At 64.3% G+C, this 13,312-nt stretch carries 11 protein-coding genes; 4 read left to right on the top strand and 7 right to left on the bottom strand.

The window, feature by feature from the left end; translation table 11 throughout:
* The first annotated feature begins 1 nt into the window (after nucleotide 1).
* Nucleotides 2–2,236, top strand: a complete 2,235-nt coding sequence (locus tag FJ948_RS26695) for a mannose-1-phosphate guanylyltransferase/mannose-6-phosphate isomerase (RefSeq protein ID WP_140709767.1) — start codon at nucleotides 2–4, stop codon at nucleotides 2,234–2,236.
* A gap of 6 nt (nucleotides 2,237–2,242) precedes the next feature.
* Here the strand turns inward: FJ948_RS26695 and betB are convergent, their stop codons facing one another.
* From betB to betI, 5 genes are all read right to left on the bottom strand, one after another.
* A complete protein-coding gene (gene betB / locus FJ948_RS26700; protein WP_140709769.1) occupies nucleotides 2,243–3,706 on the bottom strand; it encodes a betaine-aldehyde dehydrogenase in 1,464 nt (487 codons plus the stop codon).
* 85 nt (nucleotides 3,707–3,791) lie between these two features.
* On the bottom strand, nucleotides 3,792–5,444 hold the full coding sequence (gene betA, locus FJ948_RS26705; RefSeq protein ID WP_140709771.1) for a choline dehydrogenase: 1,653 nt from the start codon (nucleotides 5,442–5,444) through the stop codon (nucleotides 3,792–3,794).
* Nucleotides 5,437–6,441, bottom strand: a complete 1,005-nt coding sequence (locus tag FJ948_RS26710) for a threonine/serine dehydratase (RefSeq protein WP_181173852.1) — start codon at nucleotides 6,439–6,441, stop codon at nucleotides 5,437–5,439. The genes betA and FJ948_RS26710 overlap by 8 nt, the downstream gene beginning before the upstream one ends.
* Complete coding sequence (gene betC / locus FJ948_RS26715) at nucleotides 6,438–7,967, bottom strand: choline-sulfatase (protein ID WP_181173853.1); 1,530 nt, start codon at nucleotides 7,965–7,967, stop codon at nucleotides 6,438–6,440. Before betC ends, FJ948_RS26710 begins: the two co-directional genes overlap by 4 nt.
* A gap of 91 nt (nucleotides 7,968–8,058) precedes the next feature.
* The gene (gene betI / locus FJ948_RS26720) at nucleotides 8,059–8,643 is read right to left on the bottom strand and encodes a transcriptional regulator BetI (RefSeq protein ID WP_140709775.1); all 585 of its coding nucleotides are present in this window, start codon (nucleotides 8,641–8,643) and stop codon (nucleotides 8,059–8,061) included.
* 198 nt (nucleotides 8,644–8,841) lie between these two features.
* Here betI and FJ948_RS26725 point away from each other — a divergent pair, with 198 nt between their 5' ends.
* On the top strand, nucleotides 8,842–10,008 hold the full coding sequence (locus FJ948_RS26725) for an acetyl-CoA acetyltransferase (RefSeq protein WP_095791453.1): 1,167 nt from the start codon (nucleotides 8,842–8,844) through the stop codon (nucleotides 10,006–10,008).
* 27 nt (nucleotides 10,009–10,035) lie between these two features.
* Nucleotides 10,036–11,040, top strand: coding sequence for an asparaginase (locus FJ948_RS26730; protein ID WP_140709777.1), 1,005 nt, complete (start codon nucleotides 10,036–10,038; stop codon nucleotides 11,038–11,040).
* A gap of 9 nt (nucleotides 11,041–11,049) precedes the next feature.
* Here FJ948_RS26730 and FJ948_RS26735 read toward each other — a convergent pair whose 3' ends face one another.
* Nucleotides 11,050–12,426, bottom strand: a complete 1,377-nt coding sequence (locus FJ948_RS26735) for a TIGR03808 family TAT-translocated repetitive protein (protein WP_140709779.1) — start codon at nucleotides 12,424–12,426, stop codon at nucleotides 11,050–11,052.
* A 115-nt stretch (nucleotides 12,427–12,541) separates the two neighbouring features.
* Between FJ948_RS26735 and greA the strand changes: the two genes are divergently transcribed.
* Nucleotides 12,542–13,015, top strand: a complete 474-nt coding sequence (gene greA, locus FJ948_RS26740) for a transcription elongation factor GreA (protein WP_140709781.1) — start codon at nucleotides 12,542–12,544, stop codon at nucleotides 13,013–13,015.
* Nucleotides 13,016–13,032: 17 nt separating this feature from the next.
* On the opposite strand, the gene FJ948_RS26745 is transcribed toward greA, so the two are convergent.
* Complete coding sequence (locus FJ948_RS26745) at nucleotides 13,033–13,260, bottom strand: AbrB/MazE/SpoVT family DNA-binding domain-containing protein (protein ID WP_140709783.1); 228 nt, start codon at nucleotides 13,258–13,260, stop codon at nucleotides 13,033–13,035.
* Nucleotides 13,261–13,312 lie beyond the last annotated feature (52 nt).

Consider the following 13,312-nt stretch of genomic DNA (forward strand, 5'->3'; position numbering starts at 1 on the left):
CATGAGCCAGCGGATCGTCAGTTTTGTCATGAGCGGCGGCGTCGGCTCGCGGCTGTGGCCGCTATCGCGCGAGGACAATCCCAAGCAGTTCCACGATCTGTCGGGTGACGGCTCGATGCTGGCCAAGACCTTGCGCCGCCTGGCGGCCAGACCTGCTGGCGAGACGCCGATCTTCCTGATCGCTTCGGAGCGTCACGCCGAGCGTGTCCATGCCGACCTGGCCGGTCTCGATCTTGCCGGCGGCGGCCCGCTGTTCGAGCCCGCGGGACGCAACACCGCCGCAGCCGTCGCACTGGCGACGCTGCGCACCCTGTCGGAATTCGGCGACAGCCTAGTGCTGGTGGTGCCTTCCGACCATGAAATAGCGACGGCGGGGCAATTCTGGCAAAGTATCGAAGCGGGATCGCAGGCGGCGCGCGCCGGCCGCCTGGTGGTGTTCGGCATCAAGCCGACCCAGCCCGAAACCGGTTACGGCTATATCGAGGTCTCGGCCGAGAAGGACGGGGTATCAGACGTTTCGCGCTTCGTCGAGAAGCCCGACCTCGAGACGGCAAATGATTATCTCAAGGCGGGAAATTTCTATTGGAACACCGGCATCTTCCTGTTTCGGGCCGGCGCCATGCGCGACGCGTTCGCTGCGTTCCAGCCCGATATCTGGCGCACGACCGAAGCGGCCTACAAGGCGGCGACATCGGATCTCTCCGGCCTCTATATGCCGCTGGATCTCTACACGGCCATCCCGTCGAACTCGATCGACTACGCCATCATGGAACGGGCAAAAGACATAGCCATGGTGCCGGCCGGTTTCCGCTGGAATGATCTCGGCTCCTGGCAATCGCTCCTCGATGTCGGTCCCGCCGACGACCAGGGCAATGTCGTCGTCGGCGATGTCGTCGCCATCGATTGCGAGAATTCCTATATCCGCAGCGACGGCCGCCTGCTGTCGGCGATCGGCATGAAGGACGTTGCCATCGTCTCGACGGCGGATGCCACTTTCGTTGCCCCGGTCAGCCACAGCCAGCACGTCAAGAAAATCGTCGAACAGCTCGAAAAATCCGGACGGCTGGAAACCCGATTCACGCCGGCGCATGACCGCGTCATCGAAAGCGGCGCCTGGCGGCGGCGTGTGCATCACTGGCTATTCCAGGAGACCTTGCCGCTGTGGTCGACATCAGGCGTGGATGAGCGCAATGGCGGCTTCCATGAGGTGCTGGGTTTCGACACCAAGCCGCTCGTGAAACCCAAGCGCATGCGCACCCAGGCCAGGCAGGTCTATGCTTTCGCGGTGGCCAAGGCGCGCGGCTGGACCGGCCCGGCCGACCGACTGATCGCGCATGGCATCGACTTCATGGCGGGGCAGGGCCGCACCGAACGGGGCGGTTGGGTGCGCACGCTGAATGTCGACGGTTCCGTCGCCGACCCGGTCGAGGACGCCTACGATCATTCCTGCATTCTGCTGGCGCTGGCGCATGCGCACATGTCGGGCAATCCCGACGCCTCGCGGCTCGGCGAAGAGACTTTCGCCTTCCTCGATGCGCATCTGGAGGACAGCCGCTTGACTGGCTTCCTCGAAACGTCGGACGGGGCGGGCGAGCGGCGCTCCAACCCGCACATGCATCTGCTAGAAGCTTTTTTGGCCTGGCACCAGGCGACTGGCGAGCGGGCGCATCTGCGTCGCGCGGCACGCATCATCGATCTCTTCCGCAGCCATTTCTTCGACCCTGACAGCTGGACGCTCGGCGAGTATTTCGATGCCGAATGGAAACCGGTCCTGGGTGAGAAGGGGAGCTGGACCGAACCCGGCCACCATTTCGAATGGGCTTCGCTGCTGGTCGATTTCGCCGGTCGCAGCGGCCAGGCTGAGCTCAGCGTCTTTGCCCGAAAACTCTATGCCTCGGCCATCGCCAATGGCCTCAACCGCGCCACCGGCCTTGCCTACGGGGCCGTGTCACGGCAGGGCCTGCCGCTCGACCTTATATCACGCAGCTGGCCTCAGGCCGAAGCGCTCAAGGCGGCGATCGCGCTCGACGGCTCCGGCGGCCCTGATCTCAAGCCGGAGATCGAGGCCCGCGTCGGCCGGCTGTTCCGCTGGCACATCGACCCGGCGCCGCTGGGTCTGTGGATCGACCGCATCGACGAACGCGGCCGCTCGCTGGCATCGGACGTGCCGGCGAGCATCTTCTACCACCTCGTCTGCGCGCTGACCCAGTATCTGGACGGGACGGCGGACAAGTAGGCAGGATCAGTACGGACTGGCGACGTCCCCGGTCTCGACGTAGACCGACTTCAGCTGCGAATAGAGCGCCAGCGCGGCCAGCGAGTTCTCGCGGCCGATGCCGGACTGCTTGACCCCGCCGAAGGGGATCTCCACAGGGGTCAGATTGTAGGCGTTGATCCAGCAGGTTCCGGCCTGCAACTCGGCGATGACGCGGTGGGCGCGAGGCAGGTCGCGCGTGAACACGCCCGCGGCAAGACCGAACTCGGTGTCGTTGGCGCGATCTATCACCTCGTCCTCGCCGTCGAATTTCAGCACGCTCATGACCGGACCGAAAATCTCCTCGCGAGCGATGCGCATCGTATCGGTGACGCCGGTGAACACCGTCGGCTCGACGAAAAAGCCGCCCTGGAAGCCTTGCAGCGACGGCACATTGCCGCCACAGGCGAGCGTGGCTCCATCCTGCTTGCCGGCCTCGATATAGCCGACGACCTTGTCTTGCTGCGCCTTGTTGACCAGTGGGCCCATCTGCGTTTCCGGGTCGAGCGGATCGCCGATGCGGATTTTCTTGGTTCGCTCGATCAGCCGCTCGACAAAGCGGTCGTGAATGCCGCTCTGGACGAAGACGCGCGTGCCGTTGGAACAGATCTGGCCGCTTGAATAGAAATTGCCGAGCATGGCGCCGCCAATGGCATTTTCGAGATCGGCATCGTCGAAGACGATCAGCGGCGACTTGCCGCCGAGTTCCATCGTTGCGTGCTTCATCCTGGAGCCGGCGAGCGACAGCACCTTGCGCCCGGTCGGCACAGAGCCGGTCACCGAGACCTTGGCGACGACATCATGCCCGACAAGCCCCGCGCCGACATCGCCATAGCCCTGCACAACGTTGAACAGCCCGTCGGGCAGGCCGGCCTCCGAGTAGATCTCGGCCAGCGCCAGCGCCGAAAGCGGCGTGTTTTCCGATGGCTTGAACACCATGGCGTTGCCCATGGCGAGCGCCGGCGCCGATTTCCAGCCGGCGATCTGGATCGGATAATTCCAGGCGCCGATGCCGACGCAGACGCCAAGCGCCTCGCGGCGCGTGTAGGCGAAGGGTCCGCCGAGGTCGACCGCTTCGCCATTGAAGACGGCGACCGCGCCGGCGAAATATTCGAGGCAATCGGCGGCGGAAGGCGCGTCAGCCACCAGCGTCTCCTGGATCGCCTTGCCGGTGTCCAGCGTCTCGATGCGGGCAAGGTCGGCGTTGCGGGCGCGCAAGATGTCGGCGGCTCGGCGCAGGATGCGGCCGCGCTCGACCGGCTTCAGCCGCGCCCAGGCCGGCTGTGCGGCGCGTGCGGCCTCGATCGCCAGTTCCAGCACGTTCGGCGTCGCCGAACGCAGCATGGCGATGGTCTCGCCGGTGGCGGGATAGATCACCGGCAGCGGCGCGCCGCCTTCGTCCTCGATATAGCGTCCGTTGACATAGTGCGAAGCCGTGGGCTGGGCGCGCATCGGGAAGTCTCCAAATCATTTCGCCCCCGCGCGTCAGCTATTGGTGCGCGGCTGTCGGGCGGCTCGCTTATCGGCGGATCATGGCCTATCTGTCAGACGCCTGCCAGCGCGGATTGATCCACGGTTCCTGGTTGGACGGCGCGAGCGGCGTGCGGCCAAGGATGTGATCGGAGGCTTTCTCGCCGGTCATGATCGATGGTGCATTGAGGTTGCCGTTGGTCACGCGCGGGAAGATCGAGGAGTCGGCGACCCGCAATCCGTCGACGCCGATGACCCGGCACTCCGGATCGACCACGCTTGATTGATCATCGACATGGCCCATCCGGCAGGTGCCGCACGGATGGTAGGCGCTCTCTGCATGGTCGCGGATGAAGACGTCGAGATCGTCATCCGACTGGACATGGCGGCCCGGCGAGAGCTCCTCTCCACGATAGGCATCGAAGGCCGACTGGCCGAAGATTTCGCGGGTCAGCCGGATGCAGTGGCGGAACTCCGCCCAGTCGTCAGGATGCGACATGTAGTTGAAGCGGATGACCGGCTTCGCTTTCGGGTCCGGCGAGCGCAGCGTCACCGAGCCGCGCGACTTCGAGCGCATCGGCCCGACATGCGCCTGGAAACCATGCGACTTGGCCGCCGCCTTGCCGTCATAACGCACCGCCGCCGGGATGAAGTGGTACTGGATATCGGGATAGTCGACGCCTGCCTGCGAGCGCACGAAGGCGGCCGCCTCGAAATGATTGGTGGCGCCCAGGCCCGATTTGAAGAACAGCCATTGCGCCCCGATCAGCGCCTTGGAGAACGGGTTCAGCACTGAATTCAGGGTGATCGGCTTGGTCGATTCCTGCTGGATGTAGAGCTCCAGATGGTCCTGCAGGTTGCCACCGACGCCCGGCCGGTCGGCCACGACGGCAATGCCGTTTTCGCGCAAATGCCCGGCCGGGCCGATGCCCGACAGCATCAGGATCTTGGGCGAATTGATCGACGATGCCGCGACGATCACTTCACGTCGCGCTTTAACGACCTGAATCTGTTGGTGAGCTTCGATCTCGACGCCGATGGCGCGTTGATTCTCGATGATCACCCGGCGTGCGAAGCCTTTGACCAGACTCACGTTTTTGCGCCTGAGCGCCGGCTTCAGATAGGCTGATGCCGCCGACCAGCGGCGGCCGCCCAGAATGGTCTGCTCCATCGGGCCGAAGCCTTCCTGCTTGGCGCCATTGTAGTCGTCGGTCAGTTCAAACCCTGCCTGCCGGCCCGCTTCGACGAAGGCGCCATAGAGCGGATTGCGGCGCGAGCCGCGCTGCACATGCAGCGGGCCGCCATGCCCGCGCCAGCCGTCCTCGCCGCCGTCCGAATCCTCCATCCGCTTGAAGTAGGGCAGCACGTCGGCGAAGCCCCAGCCGGCCGCGCCCTGTTCGGCCCAATGATCGAAGTCGCGGGCATGGCCACGCACATAGACCATGCCATTGATCGACGACGAGCCGCCGATCACCTTGCCGCGCGGCGTCGCCAGCACGCGGCCGCCCAGACGCGGCTCCGGCTCGCTGGCGAATCCCCAGTCGTAGAGGCTCATGTTGAGCGGGATCGACAGCGCCGACGGCATCTGGATCAGCGGCCCCATGTCTGTGCCGCCGAACTCGATGACGATGACCGAATGCTTGCCGTCCTCGGACAGCCGATAGGCCATGGCCGAACCGGCGGAGCCCGAGCCGATGATGACGAAATCCGCTTCAAGCATCGTTCATATGCGCCATAAAATCGGCGAGCGAGACATTGCCGCCGGTTGCCACCACAAGGACGGTCTTGTCCCTGACATCCACCTTGCCGCCGAGCAGTGCAGCCAGCGACGCCGCGCCCGAAGGCTCCAGCACCAGCTTCATCCGCTCGAAGGCGATCTTCATTGCCCGCCGCACCGATTGATCGTCTACGGTGATGCCGCGCACGCCGGCGGTCTTGACGGCGGCGAAGGGCGCATCACCGGGACGGCGCGACATCAGCCCGTCGCAGATCGATTTAGGGCCGATCGGCATGGTCTCGATCGAGCCATGCGCCAGCGACGAACCCATGCCGTTGAACCCTTCGGGCTCGACGCCGATGATCTCGGTGGCGGGCGACAGATAATGGAAGGCCAGCGAAACGCCGCCGATCAACCCACCACCGCCGACCGAGCAGAACAAGAGATCGGCGCTGGCGTCCTTGGCGGACAACTGGTCGAGCGCTTCGAGGCCGGCGCCCGCCTGGCCGGCGACGATCTCGGGATCGTCGAAGGGATGCAGCAAGGCCAGACCTTCCGTTTCCGCGATCTCGCGCGCCTTGGCGGCTGCTACCTCTTCACGCGCGCGGTCGCCATGATCGGTCAGCACGACGCGGGCGCCGTAGCCTGATGTCGCATCACGTTTGGCGGCCGGTGCGTCGATCGGCATGACGATAGTGACTGGAATGCCGAGCGCCTGGCCGGCGGCCGCCAGCCCTTGCGCGAAATTGCCGGAGGAATAGGCCACGACGCCCTTGCGTGCCTCGTCGGCCGAAAGCCGCTTCAGCCGCCAATAGGCGCCGCGAACCTTGAAGGATCCGGCCCATTGCAGCGATTCCGGCTTGATGAAGACCCGGGCCGCGCCGGTTTCCCTGGCCAGCGCCGCCGATTCCAGCAGCGGCGTGATCTGGGTCGCCATGGAGGTGACGGCATAGGCCTGTTTGAGATGGTCGAGTGTGGGAACGAGAAGGTCTGTCATCATTCGCCTCGCGGATACCTTTTGCTCTCTTCGAGATTGTCGAGGTTCATGTGATTGCGCATGTACCGCTCGGACGCCTTCTGCAGTGGCTGGAAATCCCAGGGGTAATAGGCGCCATTGCGCAGCGCCGGGTAGACGACCCAGCGGCGTGCCTGGCTCTCGCGCACGGCGGCGTCGAAACCGGCCATGTCCCAACGCGCCCTGACCTTACCCATGAACGCGGCCACCAGCGCCGCGCTGGCGGGGTCGTCGGCCAGATTTTTCCGCTCCAGCGGATCGGCTTCGAGGTCGAACAATTGCGGCGGATCGAGTTCGCAATGGACGAATTTGTAGCGGCCCTCGCGGATTGCCGCCAAGGGCGCATAGGACCCTTCGGCGGCATACTCGATCAGCACCGGTGCCGTGCGCTGCCCGCCATGGGTCAGCGGCAGCAGCGACTGCCCGTCGGTCCAAGGCGCGATCGCCCCGATGTCGATGCCGGCGAGGTCGCAAAGCGTTGGCGCCACGTCGAGATTGGAGACCGGCGCCTCGATCAGCCCGGCATGAATACCCTTGCCGGCAATCATCAACGGCACCCGCGCCGACCCTTCGAAGAAGCTCATCTTGAACCACAGGCCCCGCTCGCCCAGCATGTCGCCGTGATCCGAGCAGAACAGGATGATCGTGTCGTCGAGCATGCGCGTTCGCGTCAGAACATCCAGCATCTCGCCGAGCTTGTCGTCGACATAGGAGATGTTGGCGAAATAGCCGCGCCGCGAACGGCGCACCTGCTCGGGCGTGATCTGGAAGGAGGGATAGTCGCTGGCATGGTACAGCCGCTGCGAATGCGGATCCTGATCGTCATGCGCGATGAACCCGGTTTCCGTGTCCAGCGCCTGGCAATGCTCGTAGAGATCCCAGTATTGCTTGCGCGCGACGTAGGGATCGTGCGGGTGCGACAGCGAGACGGTGAGGCACCATGGCCGATGGCTGGCATCGTCCTGTTCGCGCGAAAGCTGATAGAGTTTTTGAGACGCGAGGAACACGACCTCGTCGTCATACTCCATCTGGTTGGTGGTCTCGGCGACACCGGCTCCGGTCACCGAACCCAGATTGTGATACCACCACTCGATGCGCTCTCCGGGTTTGCGGTAGTCCGGCGTCCAGCCGAAATCCGCCGGATAGATGTCGGTGGTCAGCCGCTCCTCGAAACCGTGCAACTGGTCCGGTCCGACGAAATGCATCTTGCCCGATAGGCAGGTGTAGTAGCCGGCGGCACGCAAATGATGGGCGAAGGTCGGGATCGACGAGGCAAATTCGGCCGCATTGTCGTAGACACCGGTGCGCGACGGCAACTGGCCGCTCATGAACGAGGCGCGGCCCGGTGCGCAGAGCGGCGAGGCAGTATAGTTGTTGGCAAAGCGCGCCGACCTCGCGGCCAGCGCTTTCAGATGCGGCGTGTGCAGAAATTCCGCCGGCCCGTCCGGGAAAAAGGTCCCGTTGAGCTGGTCGACCATGACGATCAGGAAATTGGGTCGCTTCGCTGTCACTGTTTGTGCCGTCCGCTCATGCATATCGCCCAAAAGTGCGCCGCGGTTTTGGGACAACGACATGCATAAAAAGAGAGACTTAAAGCGCGTCTCATCGACGTGCATTAAGTTTGGTTTCGAGATAGTCCTCGACCAGCGCGATCGCGGTCTCGGCGTCGGGCACGCCATCCTTCAGCGCGCGCCTGATATAGAGGCCGTCGATCATTGCCGCCGTCGCTTCCGCGGCGCGGTCGGCTTCGGTCCTGGGCAGGATACCGATCAAGCCGCTCATCAGGTTCGAATGCAGCCGCCTTGCGTAGATTCTGAGCAGCCGGCGCAGCGAGGACGATTGCTGCGCCTCGACATAGAAAGCGAGCCATGCGGCGATGGTTTCCGCCTGGAACTGCATGTCGGAAAAATTGACGGCGACCACGGCCGAGACGCGTTCGCGCGGGGACGTGGCGGATTGCAGCGCACGGCGCATGTCGACAGTCAGTTCGGCCAGGATGTGCCGCATCGTCGCGAACAGCAGCTCGTCCTTGGCGCCGAAATAGTGATGGGCAAGCGCCGATGACACACCGGCGCGTCCGGCGATCTCGGACATGGTCACGTCGAGCGAGCCGCGCTCGCCGATCGCCGAGATCGTCGCGTCGATGAGCGCCTTGCGGCGCAACGGCTCCATTCCGACTTTAGGCATGTTGTTCCCGATTTTTGCGGGAGATTATTTTTTATTGACGCGTCAATCAATAAAAAATCGACGCCGACGCGACCTGCACCAAGCGATTGTTGCGTTGCGGCCCTTCACGGTCCAGGCAAGAATGTTTATATTTGAACAATAAAGGCGAAGTGCGCTGCGAGCCACGGGCTAAGGCTGGCGCCAAGGATGGAGACCGCCATGACAGCATGCATCGTTGGCTGGGCGCATTCGCGCTTCGGCAAGCTCGAAGGCGAGACGCTCGAAAATCTGATCGTCAAGGTGGCGACGGACGCGCTCGATCATGCCGGCATCGGCCCGGACGAAGTCGACGAGATCGTGCTTGGCCATTTCAACGCCGGTTTTTCGGCGCAGGATTTCACCGCGAGCCTGGTGCTCCAGGCGGACGACCGGCTCCGCTTCAAGCCGGCGACGCGCGTCGAGAACGCCTGCGCCACCGGTTCGGCGGCCGTCCGGCAGGGCATTCGCGCCATCGATGCAAACGCTGCCCGCATCGTGCTGGTGGTCGGTGCCGAGCAGATGACGACGACGCCAGGACCCGAAATCGGCAAGAACCTGCTCAAGGCGTCCTATCTGCCCGAGGACGGCGAGACGCCGGCCGGCTTTGCAGGCGTCTTCGGCAAGATCGCGCAGGCCTATTTCCAGCGCTATGGCGACCAGTCGGATGCACTCGCCATGATCGCCGCCAAGAACCACAAGAACGGCGTCGACAATCCCTATGCGCAGATGCGCAAGGATTTCGGCTATGAATTCTGCCGGCAGGAGAGCGAGAAAAACCCTTTCGTCGCCGGCCCCCTGAAGCGCACCGACTGCTCGCTGGTTTCAGACGGCGCGGCAGCCCTTATCCTTGCCGACACGGCCACAGCCCTGAAGATGCGCCGCGCCGTAGCCTTCCGCGCCAACGAACATGTGCAGGATTTCCTGCCGATGTCGAAGCGCGACATCCTGGCCTTCGAAGGCTGCGAGCAGGCCTGGACCCGCGCTTTGAAGAATGCCGGCGTGACGCTCGACGATCTCTCCTTCGTCGAGACGCATGATTGCTTCACCATCGCCGAACTGATCGAATATGAGGCGATGGGGCTGGCCAAGCCCGGTGAGGGCGCCAAGCTGGCGCTGGATGGCACAACGGCAAAAGACGGCCGCCTGCCAGTCAATCCCTCCGGTGGGCTGAAGGCCAAGGGCCATCCGATCGGCGCCACCGGCGTTTCCATGCATGTCCTGACCGCCATGCAGCTTGTCGGTGAAGCCGGCGGCATCCAGGTGCCGGGCGCGAAACTGGGCGGCATCTTCAACATGGGCGGCGCGGCCGTCGCCAACTACGTTTCCATTCTTGATCGGATCAGGTAAACCGCCCCGGCATTCACGGGAGGTGAGATGGCCAATCCGGTTCTGATCGAAGTCTTGCGCGGCGCGATTGTCGAGAGCGCCCATCGCGGCGCCGTCGCCATCTTCGATGCCGACGGCAAGCCGGTCCTGGAGATCGGCGACACCTCCAGGCCGGTGTTTCCGCGCTCGGCGGTCAAGGCCATCCAGGCCCTGCCGCTGGTCGAAACGGGTGCCGCCGATGCCTATGGCTTCGGCAACCGCGAACTGGCGCTGGCCTGTGCCTCTCACTCCGGCGAGCCGGCGCATGTCGACCTGGCGCGGTCCATGCTGGCCAGGGCCGGGCTGGACGGGTCGGCGCTCGAATGCGGCACCCACTGGCCCTCGGACCATGATGCCGAGATCGCGCTAGCGCGTGCCGGCGGCTTGCCGAACGCGTTGCACAACAATTGTTCCGGCAAGCATTCCGGCTTCCTCTGCACCTGCGTCCATTCCGGCATCGGGCATCGCGGCTACGTCAAGGCGGGGCACGCCTTGCAGGAAATGGTGCGCGACGCCATGCAGGCGGTCACCGGCGCTGTCCACGGCGCCGACGAACGCGCGACCGATGGCTGCTCGATCCCGACCTATGCGGTGCCGCTCAGGAGCTTTGCCCTCGGCTTTGCCCGCATGGCGACGACAAACGGCTTTGGCCCGGAGCGGGCGAAGGCCGCGAAGCGGCTGCTTTCGGCCTGCATGGCGGAGCCGTTCTTCGTCGCGGGCACCGGCCGTGCGGACCTCTTGCTGATGGAAGCCGCTCCCGGACGGATTTTTGCCAAAGGCGGAGCCGAGGGTGTCCATTGTGCCGCAATTCCCGAACTCGGCCTTGGTATAGCGGTCAAATGCGATGATGGTGCCGGACGCGCCGGCGATGCAATCGCCGCCGCCGTCCTCGCCAGGCTGTTGCGGGCGGACGAAACCCTGGCCGCGAAACTGCTCGAACTGGCGAATGCGCCCATCGAAAGCCGGATCGGCGCCAAGGTCGGGGCGCTGAGGCCGACGCCAGCCTTGAATTGAAGGTGGCAATCAGCTGACGCGGTTGCGCTCGACGGTCAGGTGCGCGTAACCGCTGCTGCTGGTCTGGGTGAGATCCGCTGTGACCGGCTCGGCCCAGCGCTGGCCGACGACCGCCCCGTTCAACGCGCCGTCGATGACATTGTCGGAGATGACGGCGGTGCCGGCACCCTCGACCACGCTGACGACGATGCCGGTGCCTGCCTTGCGAATGATATTTCCCGTGGCCACGACATTGCGCAGATATGGCCCCCAGCCGATCGACATGCCGTAGAGTGGCGCGTTCTCGATGACATTGTTGGACGCGACGGTATCGGCTTCGACGGCGATGCCGACGCCGAAACCGGGCGGGTCCGCGGTGTAGGGGCCTGATGTCGACAGATTTCGCACGATATTGCCCGAGCAGACACCCATGCGGCCGCCTTCGTTGAAGTTGACGATCGAGATGCCGTTGGCGGCGCCGTCCACGATGTTGTTGGCGATGACGGCGCCTTCGAAGGAGAATTCGGAATAGACCGCCGTTTCGCCCGAGCGTGAGCAGGTATTGCCCGATATCTGCAGATTGCTGGAACTGTTGGCGCGGATCGCCGAGAAGGCGCAATCCGAAACCACGTTGCCCGAGATGACGACATTTCCGGCGCGGAAGGCGTTGATGCCGTTGCCGTTCTGGCCGGTCCCGCCGCTGCGCGCGCCAATGCGTTCGACGCGGTTGCCGCTGACCATGGTGCCGTCTTCCGCTGCTTGCCAGCGGTGCACGAGGATGCCGCCATTGGCGCAATCGGAGACAGTATTGCCTGATATCGCCAGCCCTCCGGCTTCGACGGAATAGATGCCGGCGTCCGCCGCCCCGGATATGTCCGAACGCTCGATTCGGCCCGCCGCATGTTCCAGCGCCAGCCCGTTCTTGCCGCTGCCGGTTATCTGGCAATTGTCGACGACAAGATGCGCGACCCGGCGCAGATCGAGCAGCCCTTGCGCGTAGTCGCCCATCGAGCGGTTCGCGCCGTCGAAGACCAGCCCGCTGAGCTCGATATGGTCGGCCTGTTCGGCCATGAACAGATGGCCGTCGCCGCCATAGACGATCCGTGTGGCGCCCGGCACGCCGGAAAGACGCACGCGGCCGGGCAGCGAGAGATTGGACACCACATAGGTGCCGGGCGGCAGGAAGACCGGCATGCCGCGGCCGTTCGCGTCGCGCAGCAGCTTGGCGAAGGCCTTGCTCTGGTCGTCAAACGTACCGGGCTGCACGCCGAGTTCCGCGGCATTGATCGAGCCGCGCATCGAGGCTTTCTCGATGCCGGTCAGGCTGGCGGACGCCGCCTTGCCGAGCGCGAGGCCCATGACGGCAAAGCCGGCGGTCTGCGTCAGCAGCGTTCGTCTGTTCAGCATCGGCACACAATCCCAGTGTTCAGCCCCGGCATCGCAGGAATCATGCCAGACCTCGGGCAGCTCTTCTCGGAGGCGATGGCTTGCCGAGCAGGCACTCGGCGCCTAAGTTCAAGGAATGAGCAGAGCTTTCACCCGCGAGGAAGACAGCGAAAACGCCATCGCCGGCGTTGGCGAGCGGCCGATCAGCACGCACCGCAATCTGGTGACCGAGCACGGTCTGGCGCAGATCGAGGACCATCTGGCCGATTTGCGCGATATCCTGGCGAAGGCGGAGCGGAAGGCCGACCGCGAGCGCATCGCGGTCGTGTCGCGAGATTTGCGCTACTGGACCGCACGGCGCGAGAACGCCGAACTTTCCGTGCCGGAACCCGGCAGCGATGTCGTCCGCTTCGGCATGGGTGTCACGCTGGAAAGTGACGACGGCAAGAAGGTGCACTGGAAGATCGTCGGCGAGGACGAAGCCGATCCGGCCAAGGGCAGCATCTCGCATGTCTCGCCGATGGCGGTCGCGCTGTTCGGCAAGAAGGTTGGCGACGTGGCCAGCGTCAACGGCAAGGAATGGGAAATCGTCAAGCTCTCTGATGGCTGACGCAAGCTACGTCCCGTCTACTTAGCCATCCTTTGCAAAGCGGCCTCATACTGGTCCATGACATCACGAGCAGCGCGCATCTGCCGTTCGACGTCGTCACTTCTCACCGGTCTTAGAATGACGCCGTCATCGGTTTCGATGATCTGGAATTGATCGCCTACTCGCATGTTCAGGTTGTCCAGCATTTCCTGAGGCAAGATCACTACACCTGATCCTTCGTCGAGCTTGCGGACAATAGTCTTCACCGCCGTTACCCTTGGTTGCGTTCGTCACTGTGACACAACCTTGCTGGCGCTA

The sequence above is a fragment of the Mesorhizobium sp. B2-3-12 genome, assembly GCF_006442205.1.
Classification (GTDB): Bacteria; Pseudomonadota; Alphaproteobacteria; order Rhizobiales; family Rhizobiaceae; genus Mesorhizobium.